This window comes from Pseudomonas sp. yb_5, from assembly GCF_043103865.1.
GTDB classification, from domain to species: Bacteria; Pseudomonadota; Gammaproteobacteria; order Pseudomonadales; family Pseudomonadaceae; genus Aquipseudomonas; species Aquipseudomonas putida_Y.
In genome coordinates this window covers 82,150-106,851 of sequence record NZ_JBICKE010000108.1, presented here as the reverse complement: position 1 = coordinate 106,851, position 24,702 = coordinate 82,150, and the positions used below count along the sequence as shown (strand labels likewise).

Below are 24,702 nucleotides of genomic sequence, written 5' to 3'. Positions count from 1 at the left end.
GGATCAAGCTTGCCCTCAAAAGTATGCTGATTTACCCTCCGAAACGGCCATGATCACGGCTATTCGAAACCCACGGACGACAATCACAGGAGTCACCAATGGAAGGCATCCCTCAGACCCAATCTTCCCCGGATAACCTCAAGCCAAAATGGCGGGAGCGTTTCGCCTTCTTCGATCAGTACGGCGCCCCCACCTCCGAGTCATACAAAGCCGCATTCCGCGCCTTGCCGTTCGGGAAGAAGTTGCTGATCAACAACAATTTCATAGCCTTTTTCTTCGGCCCGATCTATTGGTTCGTGCTGGGGCTGTGGAAGAAGAACCTGGTCATGCTGGCCATCATCATCGGCATCGGGCTGCTGCTGAGCGTCTATGAGGTCGCGACGGGCAGCGAAATCCCGCGTCCTCTGGATAACGGTATCAGCATGGGGTTTGCGTTTTTGTACAGCTTCCTGACCAACCGGGCCTATTACCTGAAGCAGGCCAAAGGGCAGCAGAGCTGGAACCCGTTCGAGGGGCAGCGGTTCATCTGACTCGGCTGGTACATTCGGCAAGTGTTGTCAGGGGCGGCCATGAGCTGAAAATTCGCAACCAGCCACTGCGCATCACTTGGGGTAGAGCGGCGGCAAACTGCCGTTCTCACCCGCCGGCAGCAATACCTGCTCAGCTGGCGGAATGGTACCAATCGCCCGCCACAAATCCTCCCCCTGCCAATACTGCCCGCTCTCGCTGTACAACGCCCCGTTCAAACCATCCAGCGCATCCGACAACGGTACGAAGCGCGCCGCCATCTCGGCCAGGGTTTCCGGTTGTTGCCGGGCCCAGGCATCCAGCGCCTGGCGCGTAGCCTGAGGGTCGTTGGCCTGGCACGCGCGCTTGAGGTCGTCCAGCAAGGTGCGTGGGCTTGGCCCGTTCTGCGCCGTGCGCAGCACCGCTGGCCGCGACCGGGCGCGCCACCACAGGGCAAAGCCCAGCACGGTGGTCAGGGCGAACACCAGTGTGGACAGCTGCCAGGGCCACAGCAGGGTGCTGGCGCTGCTGTTGTCGCCCACCGGGGTGTCGGCGCTCAGTGCCGGGTTGTCCTGCACGTTCAGCGTGCGTGCCGGCAGGCTGCTGTGTTCCAGGTGGTCTTCGCGGGTGTTCCACCAGGCCACTTCCAGCGCCGGCAAGGCCAGCGTGCCGCTGTGGGTCGGCACCAGGGCCTCGCGCTCTTCGCGGTTGGCGGTCATGCCCCGTTCGCTGATTTCGTTGCGCAGCAGTGGCTGGTCAGGGTAGCGACGCAGGCCGATGATTTCTGTGGCCGGCAGCGGTGGCAGTTGGGTGCTGGACAAGCCTTCGGCACGCAAGGTGATGCTGCGTGTCAGCGAGTCGCCAATCTGTACCTGCTGGCTGCCGGGGTCGGGGCTCCAGTGCTCTTCCAGGGTCAGGCTGCTGGTTGGCAACCACGGCAAGCCAGCCGGCCAGGCTGCCGGAATCGGCCGTACGTTAAGGCGCAAGGGCAGCGAGCTGACCTGGACCTGATGGCCGGCGCGGGCCGCGCCATTGGCCTGCGCTGCTGCGTCGTTGCTGGCGGCTGCCGTGGCGGTGAATGTCAGCGGCGGGATGTCGAGGGTACCGCTTTGCTGGGCATACACCGCATAGCGGGTTTCGATCACGCCATGACGCACGCCGTTGATTTCCTTTTCATACGTGCGCGACTCGCCCAGCGGCTCGACCTTGGCGTTCTCCAGTTGCAGGGGGCTGAGGCTGCTGTCGTCGTACAGCGCGACCGAGTGATAGATGCGCAGGGTCAGCACGGCTTGGGCCTGGACATAGACGTCGTGGTTGTCGAGGGTCGCTTCGATGAATACCTGAGCGTTTTCCTGGCGGCTGGCATCGGCCTGCAGCACTTGCAGTTCGATGGCCTGGCTGTGCGACTGGCCCAGTTGCAGCTCGGGGATGCGCAGGCTACCGCTGCGCCGTGGCAGCAGGGTAATGATCCAGCGGGTGCTGGCGCGGGTTTCGCCGTCGAGGGTGTGCAGGCTGTTCAGCTGGCGCGTGCCCCGCACTTCGAAGTCACCTTCCAGGGCGCGCAGGTCGGGCTTGCCGAACTGGGTGACGTCCTGGCTTTCCAGGGTCAGTTCCAGGCTTTCGCCAGCTTCCAGGCGGGTGCGGTCGACACTGGCCTGCAGCAGCGGCTCGGCCTGGGCCAGCACGGCCCACAGCAGGGTGAGGAGAAAGACGCCGAAGCGACTCATCGTGATTTTTCCTGATGCAATTGCTGTTCATACCAGAATTTGCGTCGCAGCAGCTCTGCCGGGTTGTCGGGGATTTCCCGCAGCCATTGTTCCAGGGCTTGGCGCTGTTCGCCGTCGAGGCTGGTCGACACTGGGCGCTGGGGCGGCTGGATGACGCTGTCGTCGCCCCCGGCCTGGTTGCCGGGGGCGGCCTGGCTGTTGCTGCTGCTTTCGCCGGGTTGTTCGGGGCTGGCCTGTTGGTCGTTGCCGGGTGTGCCTTGGGCCGGGCTGCTGGCCGAGCTGCTGTTGCCTTCGGTTTCGCTGCCGGGCGTGTCTTGGGCATCGTTGCCGGGTGGCTGTTCCTCGGCCTTGGCTTCACGTTGCTGCAGCAGTTGCTGCACCAGCGCCTGGTTGTCCAGCGCGGCTTGCAGGTCGGGCTGGCGCTCCAGGGCTTGTTCGTACGCATCCAGGGCGGCTTCCAGCTCGCCACCATGGGCCAGGGCATTGCCCCGATTGTAGTGGGCTGCTGCTGTGTCGCCTTGGGAAAATGCCTCGGCAGCACCGGCGTAGTCGCCGGCCTGGTACAGGGCCATGCCGCGCCATTGCGGGTTCTGGAAGTGACGCGCAGCGCTGGCCGGGCGGTTTTGCTCCAGCAGCTTCTGGCCTTGCTGGTCGGGGCGCAGCCACAGGTCGTTGAACTCGAAAGCGTGGCCGGGCTGCGGCAATGCCAGCAGCAGTGGCAGGCAGAACAGCCAGCCGCGCCGGCCTGCGCAGGCGGCCAGCAGCAACAACGGAATCAGCAGCCAGTAACCTTGGTCGGCCCAGCTGTCCAGTTGCAGGGTCTGGCCGTCATTGCGCCCGCTCCGCGGGTTGTCGAACAGGCCCAGGCCACGCAGGTCGAGGTCGTCGATGCGGGCGTGCCGGTAGCGACCACCCGTGCCGCTGATAAAACCTTTCAGGCTGGCACTGTCCAGGCGAGGCAAGAGGATGCCGCCCTGGTCGTCTTTAAGGTATTCGCCATTGGCCTGGCGCACAGGGGCGCCTTCGCGGCTGCCGATGCCCAGCATCAGCAGGCTGGGGCCCTGGCGGCCGAGGGCCTGGGTGATGCCTTGGCGCTCGGCGTCGCTGAGCGCCGAGCCTACCAGCAGCAGGCGGCCTTGGCCGAGGCCGCTCTGGGCCAGCAGCGCCAGGCCTTTTTGCACAGCCAGGTCGGCACGCTGGCCGGGTTTTGGCATGATCGACGGGTCGATGGCCTCGAGCAAATTGCGGGTGGTGGCCAGGTCGTCAGACAGCGGCACCAGGGTGTGCGCGGAGCCGGCATACACCACCAGCGCCGTCTGGCTGTCGCGGCGGTGTTCAAGCAGGTCGAGGATCTTGCGCCGCGCCTGTTCCAGGCGGTTGGGCGGGCTGTCCTCGGCGAGCATTTGCGGGGTCAGTTCGAGCAGGATCACCAGGGGGTCGGCCGGGCGCTGACGGCTTTCTTCCAGGCGCTGCCAGCTGGGCCCGAGCAGCGCCAGGACCACCAGCAACCAGGCAAGGCCCAATGCCACCCACGGCAGTTTGCTGGTGCTGCCGCTGCCGCCACCCAGCAGTACGCCATGGAAGGCTGGCGGCAGAATCATCTGCCAGCGCCCGGCACGTTTGCGCCGGTGCCACAGCTTGTACAGCAGCCAGCCGAGCACGGGAACTGCCAGCAGCCAGAGTGGGCGCAGCCATTGGGGCCACAAGTCGATCATCGCCGCCTCCTTAAACGCAAACGCTTCAAGCGTTGGCGCCATTCCGGGTGCGGCTGCAGGAAGCGCGGCTTGCGCAGCAGGCGTTGCAACCGGTTGTCGGGCCACTGCACGGCCACCACCAGCAGCACGCTGAGCAGCAGCGCCAGCGCCAGGGGCCAGGCGTAAAGAGCCTGGGCTGTGCGTGCCTGGGTCGGTTGCTGGGCCACGGGCTCCAGTTGGTCGAGGGTATCGCCGATAGCGTCCAGTTCGGCGCCGTCATGGGCGCGGAAGTAGGCGCCGTGGGTGATGTCGGCAATTTCCTTGAGCGCGGCTTCGTCCAGGTCCAGGCTCGGGTTAAGGCCGAGCAGGCCTGGGGTGCCACTGGCTTCGGGGTTGGCGCCGATACCGATGGTGTAGATGCGTACGCCTTCCTGGGCCGCCAGGCGGGCGGCTGTCAGCGGGTGAATCTGCCCGCCGTTGTTGGCGCCGTCGGTGATCAGCACCAGCACCCGGCTTTGTGCCGGGCGCTCGCGCAGGCGTTTGACCGCCAGGCCAATGGCGTCGCCGATGGCGGTGTTCTTGCCGGCGATGCCGATCTGCGCCTCGATGAGGAAGGTGCGCACGGTGCGCCGGTCAAAGGTGAGCGGCGCCTGCAGGTAGGCCTGGCTGCCGAACAGGATCAGGCCCACGCGGTCGCCTTCACGGTCTTGCAGGAAGTCGCCCATCAGCGCCTTGACCAGATCGAGGCGGCTGATGTCCTCGTTCTTCCACTGCATGTCGGGGAAGTCCATCGACCCGGACACGTCCACCGCCACCAGCAGGTCGCGGCCGCTGGCGGCGATCGGCACCGGTTCGCCCAGCCATTGCGGGCGAGCGGCGGCGCACAGCAGCAACAGCCAGATGACGACGAACGGTGCCTGCTGGCGCAAGGTGGGCAGGTTGAGCCGTGCGCGGCGCCCGGCCAGGCCTTCCAGCTCGTTGAGGAAACCCACCTTGAGCACCGGTTCACCGCTGTCGGCTGCGGGCAGCAGCAGGCGCGCCAGCCATGGCAGCGGCAACAGGGCGAAGACCCACGGCCAGGCCAGTTCAAACATGCTTGCGGATCCAGGTTTCGACGGCTTGGCTGAGCCCGGCGATGGCCTTGTCATCGAGCTTGCACTCGGGTTTATAGGCGCCTTCGACCAGTACCATCCAGCGGGTCAGGCCGGCGGCCGGGCAGCGGTTGTCGAGAAAGGCCAGCCACTGGCGGCCGTTGAGGGTGTGGCTGTTGGCGCCTGGGTAGTGGTTGCGGCACAGGCGTTTGAGCAGGGCGTTGATCTGTTGCAGCCAGGCGCCAGCCGGGGCACCGTCATACGGGCGTGGCAGGCGGGCCAGCTCGGCCAAGGCCTCCAGGCGCACCGGGTCCAGGGGTTGTTCGGCGCGCACGATGCGGCGTTTGCCCGGGCGCCAGCGGCGCAGCCGCCACAGGCCCCAGCCCAGTAGCGGCAGGACGGCCAGCAGCAGCCACCAGCCCGGTGCGGGTGGCCACAGGCTGACCGGTGCCGGGGCGATCAGTGGGTGCAACTGGTCGAGCGGGTTCATGACGCGCTCCGTGGCCGTTGGGCGCTCAGGTACTCGCGCAGTTGTTCGACCATTTCGCTTTGCGTGCTCAGTGGCATCAGTACCACCCTCAGCTTTTGCGCCATCAGCTCCCAGCGCTCGATACGGGCTTCAGCCTGCTGGCGGTACGCCTGGCGCAGGTTGGCGTCGAGGGTGTCTAGCTCCAGCTGGGCGCTGCGCTGAGCGAAGCGCAGCAGGCCGGCGGCGGGCAACGCGTGGTCGAGCGGGTCGGATACCGGCAGCAACAGCAGGTCGCAATGCCGTGAGAGCATGGCCAGGTGCTGTTCCACCTGGGCGCTGAGCGAGCGTTCATCGCAGATCACGATGGCCAGGCTGCCGGGACGCAGCACTTCGCGGGCGCGGCGCAGGGCCAGGCCGAGGCTATCGGCCCCCGGTACGGCTTCGGTGTGCAGTGACTGGTTGACCTTTGCCAAGCGGTTGAGCAGTTGCAGCAGGCTCTGTTTGCTGCGCCGGGGTTTGACTTCGTGGTGTTCGTTGTCGCCGAACACCAGGCCACCGATGCGGTCGTTGTGGCCCAGCGCTGCCCAGCCGAACAGCGCCGCCGCCTGGGCCGCCAAAACGGACTTGAACATCAGCCCCGAGCCGAAGAAAAGCCTTTGGCTTTGTTCGACGAGGATGAAGATCGGCCGCTCGCGTTCTTCGTGGAACAGCTTGGTGTGCGGCTCCTGGGTCCGCGCAGTGACACGCCAGTCGATGTTGCGCACATCATCGCCGGCCTGGTAAACGCGCACCTGGTCGAAGTCGACGCCGCGCCCGCGCAGCCTCGAATGGTGCAGGCCAACCAGCGGGCTGCGTTGGCCGGGCTTGGAAAACAGCTGGATTTCGCGCACGCGGTGGCGCATGTCGATCAGATCGGCAAGGCCAATGCGGATGCCATGTTCGGCCAGCTGCGCAGTGGGCATGGGCTCAGGCAACGGCGACGACGTCGAGGATGCGCTGGATCACGCGGTCCTGGTCGATCCCTGCCGCCTCGGCCTCGAACGAGAGGATGATACGGTGGCGCAGTACGTCGAACAGCACGGCCTGGATGTCTTCGGGGCTGACGAAGTCGCGCCCGGCCAGCCAGGCGTGGGCGCGCGCGCAGCGGTCCAGCGAGATGGAGCCGCGCGGGCTGGCGCCGTAGGCGATCCAGTCGGCCAGCTCGGTGTCGAACTTGGCCGGAGTGCGGGTGGCCATGACCAGTTGCACCAGGTATTCCTCCACTGCGTCGGCCATGTACAGGCCAAGGATTTCCTTGCGCGCGGCGAAGATGGCCTGCTGGCTGACCCGGCGCTCAGGCTTGGTCTCGCCGCCCAGAGCTTCACCCCGGGCCTGCGCCAGGATACGCCGCTCTACGGCGGCATCGGGGAAACCGATTTTTACATGCATCAGGAAGCGGTCGAGCTGGGCTTCGGGCAGCGGGTAGGTGCCTTCCTGCTCGATCGGGTTCTGCGTGGCCATGACCAGAAACAGCGGCGACAGGTCGTAGGTGCTGCGGCCCACGCTGACCTGGCGCTCGGCCATGGCTTCGAGCAGCGCCGACTGCACCTTGGCCGGCGCGCGGTTGATTTCGTCGGCCAGCACCAGGTTATGGAAGATAGGCCCCTGCTGGAACACGAAGCTGCCGGTTTCCGGGCGGTAAATCTCCGTGCCGGTGATGTCGGCCGGGAGCAGGTCGGGGGTGAACTGGATGCGATGGAACTGCGCTTCGATGCCTTCTGCGAGTTCTTTGATGGCTTTGGTCTTGGCCAGGCCAGGTGCCCCTTCGACCAGCATGTGGCCGTCGGCCAGCAGCACGATCAACAGCCGTTCGACCAGTTTTTCCTGGCCTAGGATCTGGGTAGAAAGAAAAGTGCGCAGCGCGATCAGCGCTTCACGGTGTTCCATCGGCGACGGTTCCTGGTAGGGGGCCTGAGGCGGCGTGAGGCAGCAGCCTTGGCAAGGGGTGATACTTTAATCTATCCGGGGGGGCGGCGACCAATGGCGGCGGGTAAATTTATCGTTGCAGTCGGGCATGCGGGTAAAGAAATGTCCCACGTATGGCTGGCCATTGCCTGATGTTCCGTGACGGCGTGCTGGCGCCTGCTTGTGCTTTTTGGGCAAGCAGAAGGCACGATGATGAAAATGAGCAGCGGCAGCACGCCAAACCTTACGCCGGTCACCCTGCGTTTTGGCGTGTTCTTCGATGGCACCGGTAACAACCTGCACAATGCCACGACGGTGGGTGAGCAGGAGGACAAAGGCGGCAGCTATGGCAACGCCTTGAGCAATGTGGCCCTGTTGCATGCGCTGTATCCGGCTGATGCGGTCAGTGCCGACGGGGCCCAGGCGTTCTTGAAGCGCTATGTGGAAGGCGTGGGCACGTTGGCGGGTGAAGCCGACCATGTCTACGCCTCGGCCACCGGGCACGGGCGCACGGGTGCCGAGGCGCGGGTGGCCGAGGCGTTGCAGGGGATGGCCGAGCAACTGCAGGCGTGGCGCCGGGCGCATCCGCAGGCAACGCTGGAAGGGGTCGAGTTCGACCTTTTCGGTTTCAGCCGCGGCGCGGCAGCGGTGCGGCATCTGGCCAACCTGCTGCACGATGGCGCGGGCTGGCTGTTGTCGGTGGCGTGCGAAACCTCGATCAACTTTATTGGCCTGTTCGACACCGTGGCGGCAATCGTCGCGCCCCTACAGGGTGACTTCGACCCTGCAGACGACCGCCACGGCGGCCTGCGCCTGGGCCTGGGTGCGGATATTGCCCGGCACGTGGTGCAGTTGGTGGCCGAGGACGAGCGGCGGCATAACTTCCCGCTGGTGCGCAGTGGCCACGACATCGTGCTGCCGGGCGTGCACTCGAACATTGGTGGTGGTTACCCGGAGACCCTCCTGGAGCAGGTGCTGCTGTGCAAGCCGCAGTCCCAGCGGGTGCCCGCAGGCATGTGCGTCGAGCAGTGCCGCGTACATGCCAAGGTGAGTGCCTTGCTGGCTTCGGCGTTTGCCGACATGGGCGAACCCAGGCCGCGCGTGATGACCTGGGAGGAGCCGATTGCCGGTGGGCGGCGGGACGAGGCGCAAAAGCAGGTCTATGCGGCGGTGTACCGGGAGCGGCAAGTGGCGGGGCACCTGTCCCGGGTGTACTTGAGCGTGATGCGGGCGTTGGCGGTGCGCGCTGGCGTGCCATTTGCGCCGTTGGGGGCGCAGGCTGAGCATTGGCTGCCGGATGAGTTGTCGGGTATCAGCCGCAAATTGCATGCCTTTGCCTTGGGGGAAACTGGCCAGGTGGGGTTGAGCGAGGAAGAACAGCGGCTGTTGCGCGACAGATACGTGCATGCGTCAGCGAACTGGAATGCACTGAAGGGCTTGCGCAACAGTGTGCTGGATGTGTTGTTCGTCAATCGGCCGGGGGCAGGCGGGCGAGTGATGCATGCCAACCCGGCGCAATGAATGATTGATCGTGGCCTGGCAATGCTGCACCGGGTCCTACTGGGCGCGCGCCAACTGTTCTGTCGCGCGTCTCCTGGCTGAATACGTCTCCTGTGCCAGGGTCAGCAGCACTGTCAGCAGCATGAATACCACCGATGCGATGAAAATCCCGTTGGGCAGGCGCTGATCGAGCATCCAGCCGAATGCCACCGGCCCGATGGCCCCGCCGACGTTGAACCCGGTCGACACCAGGCCGAAGGTTTTGCCCTCGGCCCCGGGTGGCGCCGCCGCCTTGACCAGCATGTCCCGTGATGGGGCGATGACCCCGGTGAGCAAGCCGATGGCACCCAGTACGACCACCAACGCCCAGCCCTGCAGCAGCCCCAGCGCCACCAGTGCGGTCAGCGCAGCCGCCAGCGCGAAGGCCAGTGCCGCCACCAGGCCATGGCGGCGGGTACGGTCGGCCAAAGCGCCCCCGCACAGCACGCCGGCTGCGCTGCTCAGCAGGAAAGCGGTGAGCGCGGCGTTGGCCCAGGCCAGCGTCAGGCCTTGGCCCTGGACCAGGGCGGCCACGGAGAATTTCTCGATGGCACTGGTGCTCAGGTTGAGCAGGATGAACAGCACCGTCAGCACGCCGATCATGGGGGTGAACAAGCGTACGCGGACTGTTGCTGCGGCCGGGCCTGCGCCTTGTGGGTTGGCTGGCCTGGCGACCCGGTACACGCCGCTGCCGGGTATCGATATCAGCAGCAGCGCGGCTACCCCGAATACCGCGCCCGCCGCCAGGGCTGCCCGCGTGCCGAACGCTGCGGCGATGCCGAGGAATACTGCAGGTGTAACGGCCGAACCGAGGAAGCCGGCAAAGGTATGAATAGAGAACGACCGCCCCAGGCGTGCTGGCTCGATGCCGTTGGCCAGCAGCGCATAGTCGGCCGGGTGATACACACCATTGGCCAGGCCAGCCATGGCCATCGCCACCAGCAATACCGCGTAACCGGGGCTGGCCGCCAGCAGCACAAAGCTGAGGCTGCCCAACAGCAGCCCGGCCTTGAGCATTTTACGTGCACCGTAGTGGTCGACGGCGTAACCCAGCGGGGCCTGCACCAGCGCGGAGACGATGTTGAACACTGCCAGGGCTACGCCGAGCTCTACGAAGCCCACGCCCAGCAGGCCGGGCAGCACCGGCAGTAGCGCCGGGATCAGCATGATGTGCACATGGCTGACGAAATGCACGGCAGCAATTTGGGTCAGCAGCTTGGGGCCAGGGTGGGGCATGTCGATACCTGTTGAACAGCGTGCGCCCCTGGCGCACGGCAGGATGGTGGAAATCCCGCTTAGCGGGAGGCGCCCCTCAAACCGGGGAGGCGGCCGTTGAGTACAACATGGGCCAGCAGACCAATGACCAGGCCCCAGAAAGCCCCGCCAATGCCCAACAGGCTGATGTTGGCCGCCGCCGCCAGGAAGGTGATCAGTGCTGACTCGCGTGAGCGGGCATCGGCCATGGCGCTGGCCAGGCTGGCGCCGATGGTACCCAGCAGGGCAAGGCCCGCCAGGGTGGTGATAAAGGTGCCCGGCAGGGCCATGAAGACACTCGCGAGCGTGACGCCGAACACCCCGACCAGGATGTAGCAGACACCGGCAGCGATGCCCGCTACCCAGCGCTTGTCCGGGTTTTCATGGGCTTCCTTGCCGGTGCAGATGGCTGCGGTGATGGCGGCGATGTTGAACGCGTGTGAACCGAAGGGCGCCATCAGCAACGAGCCGATGCCGGTGACGGCGACAATCGGGTTGGCGCTGGTCTTGAAACCATCGTTGCGCAGCACCAGCATGCCGGGCATGTACTGGCCGGTGAGGGTGATCAGGAACAAGGGTAGGGCCACGCTGAGGGCCGCGTTGAGGGAGAAGGTGGGCGCGGTGAAAACCGGTGAGGCGAATTCCAGCCGCAACGTCGTCAGGCCCACTTGCCCCTGCAGCAACAGGTAGCCCAGGCCCAGCAGCAGTATGGCGACCACGGCGTAACGGGCGGTGAAGCGTTTGAAGGCCACATAGGCTGCAATCAGCAGCCCGGCGAGGGCGGGGTCGACCGACAGGCTGGCAAAGGCACCGATGCCGAACTGCAGCAGGATGCCGGCCAGCAGGCCGGCGGCAATGCCGCCGGGCACGACGCGCACCAGGCGCTCGAAGCACCCGCTAAGCCCCAGCACCACGAAGCCGGCGGCCGACAGCAGGTAGGCACCTATGGCCTCGCTGTAGGGCACGCTGGCAAGCGCGGTGACCAGGAACGCGGCGGCTGGCGTGGACCAGGCTGTGATGACCGGCTCGCGGGTGTACCAGGACAGTGCCAGGCCGCTGAGGCCGACGCCGATCGACACCGCCCAGACCCACGATGACGTCAGTTCCGGGCTCAGCCCGGCCACTTTGGCTGCCTGGAACACCAGGATGAACGTGCCGCCGTAGTTGACGATCACCGAAACGAGTCCGGCAATCACCGGGTGAAGGATGTCTGTCAGCCTCAGTGGGATAGCAGAGCTTTGTGCAGGCGCGTCCATGGTTGCCTCTGGGAATGGTCAGATGAGGAGCAGTTTTGTGTGGCGAAGGGGTAATGCGACTGCAGCGTCATTGGCCCCTTCGCTGCAAAAGGCTGTTTCTGAAGAAAAAGGCTGCCCGACAGCGACAGGCTGCCGGGCAGTTTTGTGCGTCAGTTGGTCAGCGCCACCAGCAGGCTTTTCAGGTGGTTGCTGCCTTGCGCATCCAGTGGCTGCAGGGGCAGGCGTGGGGCGCCGACATCCTGGCCGAGCATTTTCAGGCCGGCCTTGATGGTGGTCGGCAGGCCACGGCGGGTGATGTATTCCAGCAGTTCGTACTGGCGATAGAACAACGCACGGGCTTCGGCCAGATCGCCTTGTTGTACGGCGTCCCACAGCGCCAGGTTGAGTGCCGGGATCAGGTTGGGCGCGGCGGTACACCAGCCCGTGGCACCGGCCACCAAGGCTTCCAGGGTCAGCGGGTTGCAACCGTTGTAGAACGCCACCTGCCCATCCGTAGCCTTGAACAGGCGGTGCATGCGCTGGATGTCACCGGTGCTTTCCTTGACCATGGTCACGTTGGGCACCTCGCCGAGGATACGCAGGATCAGCTCCACCGACAGGTCGGTGCCGCTGGTGCCCGGGTTGTTGTAGAGCATGATCGGAATGTCGATGGCGGCGCCGACCGCCTTGTAGTGGGCGACCACTTCGGCTTCGGTGAGCTTCCAGTAAGAGATGGGCAGCACCATCACTGCCGTAGCACCGCAGGCCTGTGCCAGGCGGGCACGCTGCACGGTGCGGGCGGTGGTCAGGTCGGAGACGCTGACCACGCTGGGTACGCGCCCGGCAATGCGTGCCTGGCTGAAGCGCACCACGGTTTCCCATTCGTTATCGGACAGGTAGGCCCCTTCGCCGGTGCTGCCCAGCGGCGCGATGGCGTGCACGCCGTCTGCGATCAGGCTATCGATGGACGTGCCCAGGGCATCCAGGTCGAGTGTGCCGTCTGCCGTGAAGGGGGTGATGGTGTAGCCGATAACGCCGCGAATTACAGATGTAGACATGACCAGGCACCTTTGCCGTTGTTGAGGAAAGAGTACAGCTTCGATCAGCCCAGGCAGTCGCCATGGGCACGCAAGGCACGGCGCGCGTAGTAGCTGAAGGCGGCGCCGTGACGTTTGGGGGTGGAAATCCAGTCGTGGGCTTCTTTGCCCAGTGCTTCGGGGATGGGGCGGATGTCACCGGCGCCCATGGCCAGCAGTTGCATCTTTGCTGCGCGCTCGAACAGCAGGGCGAGCACGCAGGCTTCCTCGATCGAACGGCCAGCGATCAGCAGGCCATGATGGGAAAGCAGGATTGCGCGCTTGTCGCCAATCGCCTTCGCGATGATTTCGCCTTCTTCGTTGCCCACCGGCACACCGGGCCATTCCTTGAGGAATGCACAGTCGTCGAACAGTGGGCACAGGTCCATGTGCGAGATGGCCAGCGGAACTTCCAGCATCGACAAGGCGGCGCTGTGCAGCGGGTGGGTGTGGATGATGCAGTTGACGTCGGGGCGGGCGCGGTACAGCCAGCTGTGGAAGCGGTTGGCCGGGTTGGCCATGCCACGGCCTTGCAGCACCGTCAGGTCTTCGTCCACTACCAGCAGGTTGGAGGCGGCAATTTCGTCGAAGCCAAGCCCCAGTTGTTGGGTGTAGTAGGTGCCAGGTTCCTGCGCGCGCGCAGTGATCTGCCCGGCCAGGCCAGAGTCGTGGCCGCCGTCGAACAGGATACGGCAGGTGAGGGCGAGCTTTTGTCGCGCGGTGTAGGTGTTGTCGGCCAGCGCCGTCAGCATCTGTTGCTGGGCGAGTTTGACAAGCTGGTCCTTGGGGGTGTGCATGGTGGTCGTCATGGGCGGTACCTGCAAGGGGAGGAGTGTATGGATGACTGATCGGCGCGGAGGCGACGCCAGGACACGGCGTTGATCATAATGACACAGTGTGTCATATGCAAGCGATGTGTCATCCTTGGCTCAGGTCGTCAAAGCGCCCGTGCCAGCGCAATCTGTTATGGCGTGCATACGTAACTGGTATTACTTGCCCCGGCTTCCCGCTGTTTAGCATCGACCTGGTCTTAACCGTCGACGAGAACAACAACGTGAACCTAGGAACCCTATCCAGTCGAAGTGCAAGATACTGGCCTGAACGTTTGGCGGTGATCGACCGCCATACCCGGCTGACCTTCGCTCAGCTCGAACAGCGGGCCAACCAGCTGGCCTCGGCCTTGCTGGCACAGGGCATCGCCATGGGCGAGCATGTCGCCATCCTGGCGCCCAACCGCGCCGAACTGGTGGAAGCAGAGGTGGCTTTCTACAAGGCCGGCCTGGTCAAGGTACCGGTCAATGCGCGTTTGGCACCGGATGAAGTGATTCAGGTGCTCAACGACGCCTGCAGTGTCGCGCTGATCGCCGATGCGCAACTCGCCCAGGCGTTGCTGGCTCGCAGGCAGGAGGTACCTTCGTTACGCTTGATCGTGACCTTGGGTGAGCGGGGCGGTGACATCACCTACGCAGCACTGTTGGCCCAAGGCAGTAGTCAGCCAATCAGCTGCGACCTGCCTGACGATGCCCTCGCCGTTTTGCATTACACCTCTGGCAGCTCCGGTGTGCTCAAGGCTGCGATGCTCAGCGTAGGCAACCGCAAGGCGCTTATCCGCAAAAGCCTCGCCAGCCCCACCCGTCGCGCCGCCCCTGGCGACGTCATGGCCCACGTTGGCCCTATCACCCATGCCAGCGGCATGCAGCTGATGCCACTGCTGGCGGTCGGTGCCTGCAACCTGCTGCTGGAGCGCTACGACGACCAACTGTTGCTCGAGACCATCCAGCGCGAAGGCGTGACCCGGTTGTTCCTGGTACCTGCCATGATCAATCGCCTGGTCAACTTCCCCGATGTCGAGCGCTACGACCTGAGCAGCTTGCGCCTGGTGATGTACGGTGCCGCGCCGATGGCGCCAGCACTGGTGAAGCGGGCCATCGAGGTGTTCGGGCCGATCCTGGCCCAGGGTTACGGTGCTGGCGAGACCTGCTCGCTGGTAACCGTCCTGACCGAACAGGACCATCTGTGCGAGGGCGGCGACTACCGGCGCCTGGCCTCGTGCGGGCGTTGCTACTTCGAGACCGACCTGCGCGTGGTGAACGACCACTTCCAGGACGTCCAGCCGGGAGAGGTGGGCGAAATCGTAGTCAAGGGCCCGGACATCATGCAGGGCTACTGGCGCGCACCCCACCTCACCGCCGAGGTGATGCGCGACGGCTACTACCTGACTGGCGACCTGGCCACGGTGGATGAGCAGGGGTATGTGTTCATCGTCGACCGCAAGAAAGAAATGATCATTTCCGGTGGTTTCAACATTTACCCCAGCGAGGTCGAGCAGGTGCTCTACAGCATGCCGCAGGTGTTCGAGGCGGCGGTGGTGGGGGTGCCTGACGAGCAGTGGGGCGAAGCGGTGCGGGCGGTGATCGTGCTCAAGCCGGGCATGGTGCTGCAGGAGCAGGACGTCATCGAACATTGCGCCCAGGCCCTGGCCGGCTTCAAGAAACCACGTGCGGTGGACTTCGTCAGCGAGCTGCCGAAAAACCCCAACGGCAAGGTGGTACGCCGGCTGATCCGTGACGCCTACTGGCAAAACAGCGAACGCCGTATCTGACACGAGGAACGACCATGTATCAGCCAAGCGAAAAGGCCCAACAGATCATCGAGGCCATCAGTGGCTTCGTTCGAAACGAAATCCTGCCCCTGGAACAGCAAGCCGGTCTCAGTTGGGCGGAGCCGCACCCGCGGGCGGTGCTGCAGCAGGTATGGCAGCGCTCGTGCGAGCAGGGCTTCTACAACATCATGCTGCCCGAGGCGATAGGTGGCGCCGGTTTGAGCGTGTCAGACCTGTGTGCGGTCAAGGAAGCCACGGTGCTCACCGGCTCGATGCTGGCGCCGCATATTCTCGGTGAGCTTTCCGGGCCGCCCCGCATCGGCCATCTGTTCAAGGTGGCGAGCCCGACCCAGATCGAGGCGTTCCTGCAGCCGGTGTGCCGTGCCGAAAAGGCCGTGTGCTTCGCCCTGACTGAAAGCGAAGCCGGCTCTGATGCAACGGCGATCAAGACCTCCGCACGGCGGGAAGGTGAACACTATGTGCTGAACGGCGCCAAGCGCTACATTTCAGGTGCGCCCTATGCCGACATCGCCGTGCTGCTTGCAGTGACGGATCCCGGGCGCGGTGCCCAAGGAATTTCTGCATTCTTCGTTGACCTGAGTGCCCCGGGGGTAAGGGTTGAAAGCGATTATTCGGTCATGTCCGGCGGTGGTGCGCATGGCGACATCATCCTTGAGGACGTACGGGTGCCGGCGGCCAACCGCATCGGTGAGCAAGGGCAGGGTTTCAAGCTGGCGATGGGGCGCATCACCCTCAATCGCCTGCTGCATTGCCCCACCTTGCTGGGGCTGGCCGGCCTGGCCCTGAACCTCTCGATCGACTATGCCCGCACGCGCAAGCAGTTCGGCCAGCCTATCGCCATGTTCCAGTCGATCAACCACATGATCGCTGACATGGCCACCGAGCTGCATGCTGCACGCAGCATGGTCTACGCCACGGCAGCGGTGAATGATGCCGGCGGCAATATCCGCACCCAGGCCCCGATGTGCAAGCTGTTCGTTTCGGAGACGGCCTTCCGCATCGCCGATCGTGCGGTGCAGATACACGGCGGTGCCGGGCTGCTGCGTGGCAACCCGGTGGAGTGGATATTCCGCGCGACACGTATGATGCGCATTCTCACCGGAACCAGCGAGATCCAGCGCAACACCATCGCCAAGGGCGTGCTCATGCCTGAGCAATGACGCGGTATGCCCGGCCCGTGGTGGCCGGGTTCTCCAGACAAGAACAAGAACGAGAGATCATCATGACTCATACTGACACCCCCGCGCGTGCAGGCACGGCCTGGATGATTGCGGTACTGCTGGCGCTGTTGATGCTGGTGAATTTCCTGGACAAGGTGGTCATCGGCCTGGTGGCGGTGCCGATGTCCAAGGAACTGGGCTTGTCCCCTGCCGAGTTCGGCTTGGTAGGGGGCGCACTGCACTGGTTCTTCGCCATCTCGGCGGTGATAGGCGGCTTCATGGCCAACCGGCGGCCAACCCGCACCCTGCTGCTGGGCATGGGCGCATTCTGGGCGCTTATCCAGTTGCCCATGTTGTTCGTCAGCTCGCTGTGGGCGATCGTCGCCTGCCGGGTGCTGCTGGGTATTGGCGAGGGGCCGGCCTCACCGGTGGCTACACATGCCTTGTACAAGTGGTTCCCCAACGACCGTCGCAACCTTCCCGTGGCGCTGTTGCATACCGGCAGTGCGCTGGGGCTGCTGGTCGCGGGTGCCATGATCCCATGGATCAGTGTGCACTACGGCTGGCGCATGAACTTCATCGTGCTGGCGGTGATCGGCGCGGTGTGGTGTGTGCTGTGGTGGCTGCTGGGCAGCGAGGGCAACCTCGACCGCATTCGCCCGGGCCAGCTTGAAGAAGGGCAGGCCTCTGTTCCCTATCGTCGTCTGCTCGGTGACCGCACGGTACTGGGCAACTACCTGTGCCACTTCGCCGCCAACTGGTCCTTGGCGTTGACCCTGACCTGGGTACCGAGCTATCTGGAAACCGGGCTGGGTATCGACCCGATCATGACCGGCCAGGTGTTCGTTCTGTTCGTGGTGGTTACCACGCCGTTGAGCCTGTTCATGGCCTGGCTGTCACAGCGAATGATGCGTGCCGGGGTTGCCACACGCTGGTCGCGCGGTGCGTTCGTTTCCGTGTGCCTGATCGCCAGCGGGCTGCTGTCAGCGGCGTTGTTCCTGCCTGGTCTGAGCAACGTCGAGCGGATCGTCAGCCTCACGTTCAGCGGCGGGCTGGCGCTGGTGATGTACTCGGTAGGGCCTGCCATGCTGGCGGAGTTCACGCCCAGCGGGCAGCGCGGCGGCATTCTGGCGATCGGCAACGGTATCGCCTCGTTGGCCGGGCTGTCGGCACCGGTGGTCACCGGTTTGCTGGTGCAGGGCGCCGGGGCCGGGCACACGGCAGGGTTTGGCCAGGGTTTTCTGGTGTGCGGCGCGGTGCTGGTGATTGCCGGGCTGATCGGGCTGGCCTGGATGGACCCACAGAAAACCCGGCAACGTCTGATGCAGGTGGGCACGGCTGCGCCTGCCCAAGCGTGATGTTCACTGCGCTCAGAGGCTCTGCTCCGCCAGGGCCTCGCGCTCGATCAGGGTGCCTTTCCAGCGCTCGCTGCGCACCGCATCCACCAGCAGTGCGCGCACCAGGTCGCGCATGCAGGCGGCGGCAAACGACAGCGGCTTGTGCTGCGAGTGGGCCAAGGCGATGGTGCGGGTGATGCGCGGTTCCACTATCAGCCGCGCGCTGGCAGGCGCGGCCAGATCCAGCAGCGGCGGCCAGTTGCTGATGGTGGCCGCCAGGCCGGCACGGACCAGGCTGGTGATACCGGGGGCCGACTGCTGTTCGTAGCTGGAGTCCAGTGTCACACCGGTCTCCATGGCAGCCTGCTCGATGCGCCTGCGCAAGTGCAGGCTACGGGGTGGCATTACCAGGCGGCTCGCTGCGGCCTCAGCCAAGGTGATGGGCGACTCGTCAGGACCGTGCCCAGGCAAGCCGACCCAGTACAGGTCTTCGGAAAACACGGGCTCGGCGACCACATGGACAAGCTCTTCGGCGTTGGGCACCACGCCGAAATCCACCTTGCCCAGCTCGATCGCCTGGCCACCTTCGCGGCTCAGGCCATCCCATACGGTGAGCTTGATACCCGGGAAGCGTACCTGGGCCTGGGTGATGATGGCCGGCAACAACAGTGCCGAGGCAGTGGCGGGAATCGAGATGGCCACGTGCCCCTTGGGGTTGCCGCGGCTGGACTTCAGCTCGTCCTTCACCGAATCGAGCTGCTGCACGACCGATCGTGCCACTTCGTACAACTGCCGCCCGGCATCGGTCAGTTCGATACCGTCATGCTGGCGCGCCAGCAGTTGCATTTCCAGTTCGCTCTCCAGCAGGCCTATCTGTCGGCTCAAGGCGGGTTGGGCGATGAACGCCTGGCGTGCGGCATTGGAGAAACTGCCGGCTTCGACAATGGCGATCAAATAACGCAGTTGTTTCAAAGTCATCGTGATTCTCAGGCTATGCCGAAGTGATATGGCAACCATCGGGAGACGCTATTTGTTTCAGCCCCGGTGGCCTACTTAGTATCGGTAAGCAGCAAAACGAGGATAACAGAAACGTTCGAATAATTGCCCAAGGCCTTGCCTGCAGGCCTTTGCGCCGTACTTAAGCATTAACTCGCAATTCACTCTCTAATAAACACAATAAGAGGTTAAGAGTGATGGCATCTCGTATTTACGGTCGCTCGGGACCGTTGTCGGTACTTGCCTCATCAGTACTTTTTTCTGCATCTGCCGGTGCCGCTCAGTTTCACTGGGGTGAACTTGAGGGGCAATTCGACTCGGCGCTTTCCTTTGGTACCAGCATTGCGACTGCCAACCCTGACCCGGCCCTGCACCTCAGCGCCAACAGCGATGACGGCCGCCTGAACTTTGCCTCCGGCGATGTGTTTTCAGCGGTGTTCAAAGGCACCCATGACCTGGAGCTCAAGCACGACAACCTGGGGGTGTTCCTTCGCGGTACCTACTGGTACGACACGGCCCTGCGTGATCACGATCAGCGCTTCAAGCAGGTCGAGGACAACAACCGCAAGCGCTCAGCCAAGACTGCAGGTAGCCAGCTGCTCGATGCCTTCGGTTACTACCTGTACGACATCGACGGCCAGCCGGGCTCGCTCAGGCTGGGCAAGCAAGTGGTCAACTGGGGTGAAAGCACCTTCATTCAGGGCGGTCTGAACGTCATCAACCCCTTTAACCTGGCGGCCTTGCGCCGCCCCGGTTCGGAAGTGAAGGACGCGCTGGTGCCGGTGAACCTGTTCTACTTCACCCAGAACCTCACCGAAGCGCTGTCGGTCGACGGTTTCTATCAGCTGGATTGGGAACAGACCCAGCTCGACAACTGCGGCACGTTCTTTTCGAACAACGACTTTTTGCCCGATGGGTGTGATGGCCTGGACGTGGGCGCCAAATTGCTCGGCAACCCCACAGCCGTGGCCGGGCTTGCGCCGTTTGGTGTAAACCTCACCAGCGAAGGGGTGCGCATACCCCGCGGCAGCGACCAGGATGCCCGCAACAGCGGGCAGTGGGGCGTTTCGCTGCGCTGGTACGTGGCGGCGCTGGACACCGAGTTTGGCGCCTACGCGGCGAACTACCACAGCCGTACGCCTTACCTGGGTACGGTCAGCAGCCCGTATTTCGACAACCGCCGTTTCGCCCCGCAGCTGTGCGCCAACCTCGCTATCGGGCTTGCAGACTGTGCCGCTTTCCTGGGCTCCAGCGCAGGCCAGTCGCTGGTCGGCGCGCTACGCCTGGGCACCTCGCAGTACCGGGTGCAATACCCCGAGGACATTCGCCTCTACGGCCTTTCGTTCTCCACCACCCTGCGCACCGGCACGGCGCTGCAGGGGGAGCTGAGCTACCGGCCGAACATGCCCATGCAGCTCAACGGCACCGACATCATCCAGTCGCTGTTGAACGTCGATGGCCGCTCGCCCTTGCTGGGCGATGGTCTGCGGCCAGACAGCGCCAGTACGTTGTTCGACGGCTACCGCCGTAAAGAGATGACCCAGTTGCAGGTAACCGCTGTTCACGCTTTCAGCCAGGTGATGGGTGCCAACCAGGTGCTGCTGATAGGCGAGGCGGGCGCCACCTACGTCGGCGGTCTGGAGGGCGCCTATGGCCCTCGTTATGGGCGTTCGGGCACGTTCAACAGCGGCGAACTGGCGGACAACAGTGTGTGCGTGGCCATTTCCAAAACCCCTGAGCATTGCAATGACGAAGGCTTCATGACCCCGTTTTCCTGGGGCTACCGGCTACGCGCCACCTGGGCCTACCCCAATGTGATTGCCGGTTTCGACCTGCGGCCGAACCTGTCCTGGGCACATGACGTGCACGGCACCGGCCCGGTGGAGGGGTCGGCCTTCAGCGAAGGCTCCAGGGCCATCAGCGTCGGGTTGGATGCGACGCTTGCCAGCACCTACAGCCTGAGCGTGTCGTACACCGACTTCATCGACGGCGACTATGGCACCCGCGGCGACCGGGACTTCATCTCGCTGAGCGTGGGCGTCACTTTCTGAGGGCATGACAATGAAAATGCGCATGGTGATGATCGGCCTGTTCTGGGCGAGCGGCGCGCTGGCGGCAGCCGGCCTGCCCGACAACCTGACCCCGGTGGGGGCCGAGCGTGCTGCCAGCCCCGACGGGCGCATCCCGGCCTGGCAAGGTGGGTTGAGTACGGCCCAGCAACGCCTGGGCGACAACGGCACGCCGCTGGACCCGTTTGCCGATGAGCAGCCCCTGTACCGGATCACGGCCGCCAACTACCGGCAGTACCGAGGTCAGCTTACCGACGGCCAGGTGGCCTTGCTCAAGCGCTTCCCGGCCAGCCTGAGCTTGCCGGTGTATCCCACCCACCGCAGTGTTGCGGTACCCGACGCGGTCGCGGCATCGGCCGCCCGCAACGCCGAGCAGGCGCAGCTGGATGACCAGGGCAACGGTGTGCGCGGTTTCACGGGTGTCATCGCCTTTCCACAGCCAACCAACGGCCTGGAGGTGATCTGGAACCACCTGACCCGGCATCGCAACATCAGCTACAGCCTGAGCTCCGACAGCGTCACACCGCTGAAGAATGGCCGCTTCGTACTGATGAGTGCGCGTCAGGAAGTGGCCCGGCCCGAAGGTTTGGCCAACCTGGGGGCGGGCAATGTACTTTATTATTTCACCTACCGCATGACGGCGCCCTCGCGGCTTGCCGGTGATGCGATGGTGGTGCATGAGACACTGGACCAGGTCGCCGAACCGCGCTTGTCCTGGGTGTACAGTGCCAGCCAGCGGCGGGTACGGCGTGCGCCGAACATCGCCTATGACACCACCGGGCCGGGCACCGCCGGCCTGCGTACCGCCGACAGTCGCGACATGTTCAATGGCGCACCCGACCGGTATGACTGGAAGCTGCTGGGCAAGCAGACGCTGCACGTGCCCTACAACAGTTACCGCCTGGCATCGCCCGAGCTGCGCTATGCGGACCTGATCAAGCCAGGCCACATCGACCCGACACCGACCCGCTACGAGCTGCACCGGGTATGGGTCGTGGAGGCGACGTTGAAGCCCGGGGCGCAGCATATCTATGCCAAGCGCCGGTTCTACCTGGATGAAGACACCTGGGCCATTCTCGAAACAGATAGCTACGACGCACGGGGCGAGTTGTGGCGAACCTCCCAGGCCCATGGTTTCTTTCACCCCGGCGGCCAGGTGGCGGTCAACGCCATGGAGATCACCTACGACCTCAAGAGCGGCCGCTACCATGCATCGGGGTTGATCAACGAACAGCGTCGGCCGTTTGCCTTCAATGTGCGCACCAGCCTTTCGTACTTCTCGCCCGGCGCCCTGCGCAGCTTTGGTGTGCGCTGATGGGCGTACCTGAACCACGGCCTGTCTGGTCGCAGCGGCTGTTGGGCCAGGGTGAAGCGCCTGATCCGCGCTTCACCCTGGCCAACGAGCGTACCTTCCTGGCCTGGATCCGCACCGCGCTGGCGCTGCTGGGTGGCGCGATCGCCATTGAAACCTTCGCCGGTCACGTCCTCGAGGCACACCTGCGGCTGTGGTTGGTCGCTGGCCTGATGCTGCTTAGCGCATCGCTGAGCGCTGGCGCCTGCCTGCGCTGGCTGCGGGTAGAGCGGGCATTGCATCAACGACGCCCGTTGCCATTGCCGGCACTGGTGCCGTTGTTGGCGCTGGGTTGTCTGGTCGCCGTACTGCTGGCAGGTCTCGTCCTGTGGCCACGCTGGCATGGGTGATCCGGGCCTGCAGGCAGAACGCACCGAGCTGGCCTGGCGGCGCACTGTGCTGGCGCTGGTGGCAGTGGCGGCATTGGCCTGTCGTCAAGGCGATGTGTACGTGCTGGCATTGGCGGGCGTGGCCGCGCTGGCGCTGCTGACCCGCCAGCGGCGGCGTTACGAGCGGGGCCTGGCGATGTTGCAGGCCGAACGCGGTCAGCCTGCGCCGTGGGTAGTGCTGGCATTGGGCAGCGTGGTGTGGCTGATGGCACTGGCAGGCTTGTGCCGGTTGGCGAAGGGCGGCTGAGCACAGTGCCGGCGCCGCCCGCTGCCGTTCAGGGCGTGACGATATTGAAGCGCGAATCAGCCTCTTCCAGCCCCCCCATGAATTGCAGGAATTTCACCCGTTCGCCTTTGATGTCGATAGCCCCTGCTGTGGCTTCCTTGAGAAAGCCTGTCTGTTTGAGGGCAATGCGGTCCAGCGTCTGTTTGCGCATGGTGACCTCTACATCGGCCTTGGCGTGGCGCGCCAGGTCGCGGTGGGTGAGGACGCCGTTGCGCAGGGTCAGGGCGTAGTCTTCGTCCAGGTCGGAAAACCGCCAGTTGATGGTCAGGTCGCTATCGGCAGCCTGGTAGGCATTTACCCGCACGCCCAGGTAGTCGAAAAACAGGCTGGGTGTCAGGGCCCGCACCATGTCATCGGCGTTGCCGCCGCTACCCGCACCGGCGGCAACGCCTGAGCGCAATTCCTGCGCGCCACTGAGGTAGGCATTGCGCCAGGTGGCGTTCTCACTCTGGTAACCCAGTTGCTCCAGCGCGTCGGCCTGCAGTTCGCGGGCCTCGGTGTTGTCCGGCTCGGCGAATACCAGATGGTTGACCAATTGCGCCACCCAGCGATAGTCGCCCTCGGCGAAGGCCTGGCGGGCCTGGGTCAGCACCTGATCGGCACCCCCCATGGCCGCCACGTAACGCTTGCCGGCCGCTTGCGGTGGCAATGGGTCGAGGTTGGCCGGGTTGCCGTCGTAGAACCCCATGTAGCGTTGATAGACGGCCCTGACGTTATGGCTGAGCGAACCGTAGTAGTCGCGGCTGTACCATTTGCTTGCCAGGCGCGGTGGCAGGCTGGCCAGGGTCTGGGCAATTTCCATGGGTGTCTGGCCCTGATTGATCAGGCGCAAGGTCTGGCTGTCGAGGAAGGCGTACATATCGCGCTGGTCAGCCAGGTAGTCGCGGATGGCCACTTTGCCCCAAGTGGGCCAGTGATGCTGGGCGAACGCCACCTCGGCCTGGTCGCCGTAGCGCACCAGCGACTGGTCCAGGTAATGGGCCCACACTTTCGGATCGCGCACCAGGGCCCCGCGCAGCGTCAGTACGTTGTGCTGCACGTGGGTGGCGTTCTCGGCCATGCACAGTGCCTTGAACGCCGGGAAATAGATGTTCATTTCCGCCGGCGCCTCGGTGCCCGGGGTCAGCTGGAACTCCACCTCCACGCCGCTCAGGGTCATGCGTTGCAGCGGTTGGCTGATTTCAAGCGTCGGCGCGATGAGGCTGACGGTGGCATTGGCCGGCACGCCCTTGCCCAGCCCGGCATCCACCTGGCCTCGCGGCCCGCGAGGCAGAGGGGCGCCGTACATGTACTGGGCGCGGCGCTTCATGGCCGGACCGGCCAGTACGTTTTCACCGATGGCATGTTCGAAGAAGCCTTCGGGCGCGATGACCTGGACGTTGCCAGCCTTGACGTCCGCCTCGTTGATCACCCCGCGCACCCCGCCGAAATGGTCGACGTGCGGGTGGGTGTAGATCACCGTGGTCACCGGCTTGCGCGGCCGGTGCTTGAAGTACAGTTCGAGGCCCGCCTTGGCGGTCTCCACGGCAAGCAGCGGGTCGATCACAATCAGCCCGTCCTGCCCCTCGACGATGGTCATGTTGGCCAGGTCCAGGCCGCGAAGCTGGTAGATGCCCTCGGTGACCTTGAACAGCCCGGCGATGTTGTTCAACTGAGCGAGGCGCCACAAGCTCGGGTTTACCGTGGCAGGGGACTGCGCCGGTTCCAGAAAAGCATACTGGGCCAGGTTCCACACGGTCTTGCCATCGGCCGTCGCGACTGGCCCGTCGTACCGCTCGACCAGCCCACGCCGGGCTGTTTCGTAGTCGACGCGATCCTCGAAGGGTAACCGTTGCAGCCACTGCTGGTTGCTGGCCAGGGTGGCCGGCGTGGCATCCTTGGCCGCTGTTGCGGCCAGGCTCGGAAGGGGGGCCAGCAGGGCAAGCGCCAGCATCGACAGTGAAAAACGCATGGGA

The 24,702-nt window shown here is 64.7% G+C and carries 21 protein-coding genes; 9 read left to right on the top strand and 12 right to left on the bottom strand.

All coding sequences use genetic code 11. The features are described 5' to 3' along the window. Positions 1-98: 98 nt before the first annotated feature. The gene (locus ACF8GF_RS20370; protein ID WP_003247236.1) at positions 99-530 is read left to right on the top strand and encodes a DUF2628 domain-containing protein; all 432 of its coding nucleotides are present in this window, start codon (positions 99-101) and stop codon (positions 528-530) included. Positions 531-602: 72 nt separating this feature from the next. Here the strand turns inward: ACF8GF_RS20370 and ACF8GF_RS20365 are convergent, their stop codons facing one another. The 6 genes from ACF8GF_RS20365 to ACF8GF_RS20340 are packed head-to-tail and all read right to left on the bottom strand — an operon-like array spanning position 603 to position 7,414. Continuing rightward, complete coding sequence (locus tag ACF8GF_RS20365) at positions 603-2,234, bottom strand: BatD family protein (RefSeq protein ID WP_176684479.1); 1,632 nt, start codon at positions 2,232-2,234, stop codon at positions 603-605. Beyond that, the gene (locus ACF8GF_RS20360) at positions 2,231-3,949 is read right to left on the bottom strand and encodes a tetratricopeptide repeat protein (RefSeq protein ID WP_176684478.1); all 1,719 of its coding nucleotides are present in this window, start codon (positions 3,947-3,949) and stop codon (positions 2,231-2,233) included. The genes ACF8GF_RS20365 and ACF8GF_RS20360 overlap by 4 nt, the downstream gene beginning before the upstream one ends. After that, complete coding sequence (locus tag ACF8GF_RS20355; RefSeq protein ID WP_392488420.1) at positions 3,946-5,022, bottom strand: vWA domain-containing protein; 1,077 nt, start codon at positions 5,020-5,022, stop codon at positions 3,946-3,948. The genes ACF8GF_RS20360 and ACF8GF_RS20355 overlap by 4 nt, the downstream gene beginning before the upstream one ends. Next, positions 5,015-5,509 carry a DUF4381 domain-containing protein gene (locus ACF8GF_RS20350; protein WP_003247240.1) on the bottom strand — a complete coding sequence of 165 codons (495 nt, stop codon included), beginning with the start codon at positions 5,507-5,509 and terminating at the stop codon, positions 5,015-5,017. The genes ACF8GF_RS20355 and ACF8GF_RS20350 overlap by 8 nt, the downstream gene beginning before the upstream one ends. Continuing rightward, positions 5,506-6,450, bottom strand: a complete 945-nt coding sequence (locus ACF8GF_RS20345; protein ID WP_176684476.1) for a DUF58 domain-containing protein — start codon at positions 6,448-6,450, stop codon at positions 5,506-5,508. The genes ACF8GF_RS20350 and ACF8GF_RS20345 overlap by 4 nt, the downstream gene beginning before the upstream one ends. 4 nt (positions 6,451-6,454) lie before the next feature. Continuing rightward, on the bottom strand, positions 6,455-7,414 hold the full coding sequence (locus ACF8GF_RS20340; RefSeq protein ID WP_176684475.1) for a MoxR family ATPase: 960 nt from the start codon (positions 7,412-7,414) through the stop codon (positions 6,455-6,457). 228 nt (positions 7,415-7,642) lie between these two features. Here ACF8GF_RS20340 and ACF8GF_RS20335 point away from each other — a divergent pair, with 228 nt between their 5' ends. Further along, positions 7,643-8,953 (top strand): phospholipase effector Tle1 domain-containing protein, encoded by a 1,311-nt coding sequence (locus ACF8GF_RS20335; protein WP_392461001.1) that lies wholly within the window; start codon positions 7,643-7,645, stop codon positions 8,951-8,953. A gap of 36 nt (positions 8,954-8,989) precedes the next feature. On the opposite strand, the gene ACF8GF_RS20330 is transcribed toward ACF8GF_RS20335, so the two are convergent. The 4 genes from ACF8GF_RS20330 to ACF8GF_RS20315 form a co-directional block, all read right to left on the bottom strand. Beyond that, a complete protein-coding gene (locus ACF8GF_RS20330) occupies positions 8,990-10,207 on the bottom strand; it encodes an MFS transporter (RefSeq protein WP_392461000.1) in 1,218 nt (405 codons plus the stop codon). A gap of 59 nt (positions 10,208-10,266) precedes the next feature. Next, positions 10,267-11,481, bottom strand: a complete 1,215-nt coding sequence (locus ACF8GF_RS20325; protein WP_392460999.1) for a benzoate/H(+) symporter BenE family transporter — start codon at positions 11,479-11,481, stop codon at positions 10,267-10,269. Positions 11,482-11,630: 149 nt separating this feature from the next. Next, the gene (locus ACF8GF_RS20320; protein ID WP_176684471.1) at positions 11,631-12,518 is read right to left on the bottom strand and encodes a dihydrodipicolinate synthase family protein; all 888 of its coding nucleotides are present in this window, start codon (positions 12,516-12,518) and stop codon (positions 11,631-11,633) included. 44 nt (positions 12,519-12,562) lie between these two features. Next, on the bottom strand, positions 12,563-13,345 hold the full coding sequence (locus ACF8GF_RS20315) for an aldolase (protein ID WP_021784050.1): 783 nt from the start codon (positions 13,343-13,345) through the stop codon (positions 12,563-12,565). Between the two features lie 245 nt (positions 13,346-13,590). On the opposite strand from ACF8GF_RS20315, the gene ACF8GF_RS20310 reads away from it, so the two are divergent. The 3 genes from ACF8GF_RS20310 to ACF8GF_RS20300 all read left to right on the top strand — a co-directional run bounded on the left by ACF8GF_RS20310 (position 13,591) and on the right by ACF8GF_RS20300 (position 17,677). Continuing rightward, complete coding sequence (locus ACF8GF_RS20310) at positions 13,591-15,138, top strand: AMP-binding protein (RefSeq protein ID WP_392488419.1); 1,548 nt, start codon at positions 13,591-13,593, stop codon at positions 15,136-15,138. 14 nt (positions 15,139-15,152) lie between these two features. Continuing rightward, positions 15,153-16,319: an acyl-CoA dehydrogenase family protein gene (locus tag ACF8GF_RS20305; protein WP_020191767.1), complete on the top strand. Its 1,167-nt coding sequence runs from the start codon at positions 15,153-15,155 to the stop codon at positions 16,317-16,319. A gap of 104 nt (positions 16,320-16,423) precedes the next feature. Continuing rightward, positions 16,424-17,677 (top strand): MFS transporter, encoded by a 1,254-nt coding sequence (locus ACF8GF_RS20300; protein ID WP_176684521.1) that lies wholly within the window; start codon positions 16,424-16,426, stop codon positions 17,675-17,677. A 12-nt stretch (positions 17,678-17,689) separates the two neighbouring features. Here ACF8GF_RS20300 and ACF8GF_RS20295 read toward each other — a convergent pair whose 3' ends face one another. Continuing rightward, a complete protein-coding gene (locus ACF8GF_RS20295) occupies positions 17,690-18,634 on the bottom strand; it encodes a LysR family transcriptional regulator (RefSeq protein WP_176684469.1) in 945 nt (314 codons plus the stop codon). Positions 18,635-18,849: 215 nt separating this feature from the next. Here ACF8GF_RS20295 and ACF8GF_RS20290 point away from each other — a divergent pair, with 215 nt between their 5' ends. The 4 genes from ACF8GF_RS20290 to ACF8GF_RS20275 are packed head-to-tail and all read left to right on the top strand — an operon-like array spanning position 18,850 to position 22,708. Continuing rightward, positions 18,850-20,703: a DUF1302 domain-containing protein gene (locus ACF8GF_RS20290; RefSeq protein ID WP_392460996.1), complete on the top strand. Its 1,854-nt coding sequence runs from the start codon at positions 18,850-18,852 to the stop codon at positions 20,701-20,703. Positions 20,704-20,725: 22 nt separating this feature from the next. After that, the gene (locus ACF8GF_RS20285) at positions 20,726-22,036 is read left to right on the top strand and encodes a DUF1329 domain-containing protein (RefSeq protein WP_392488422.1); all 1,311 of its coding nucleotides are present in this window, start codon (positions 20,726-20,728) and stop codon (positions 22,034-22,036) included. Beyond that, positions 22,036-22,422, top strand: coding sequence for a YidH family protein (locus ACF8GF_RS20280; protein WP_176684467.1), 387 nt, complete (start codon positions 22,036-22,038; stop codon positions 22,420-22,422). Before ACF8GF_RS20285 ends, ACF8GF_RS20280 begins: the two co-directional genes overlap by 1 nt. Continuing rightward, entirely contained in the window at positions 22,415-22,708 is a 294-nt protein-coding gene (locus tag ACF8GF_RS20275; RefSeq protein ID WP_176684466.1) for a DUF202 domain-containing protein, read from the top strand. Before ACF8GF_RS20280 ends, ACF8GF_RS20275 begins: the two co-directional genes overlap by 8 nt. 28 nt (positions 22,709-22,736) lie before the next feature. Here the strand turns inward: ACF8GF_RS20275 and ACF8GF_RS20270 are convergent, their stop codons facing one another. Next, positions 22,737-24,698: an alkyl/aryl-sulfatase gene (locus tag ACF8GF_RS20270; protein WP_392488418.1), complete on the bottom strand. Its 1,962-nt coding sequence runs from the start codon at positions 24,696-24,698 to the stop codon at positions 22,737-22,739. Between the last annotated feature and the right edge of the window lie 4 nt (positions 24,699-24,702).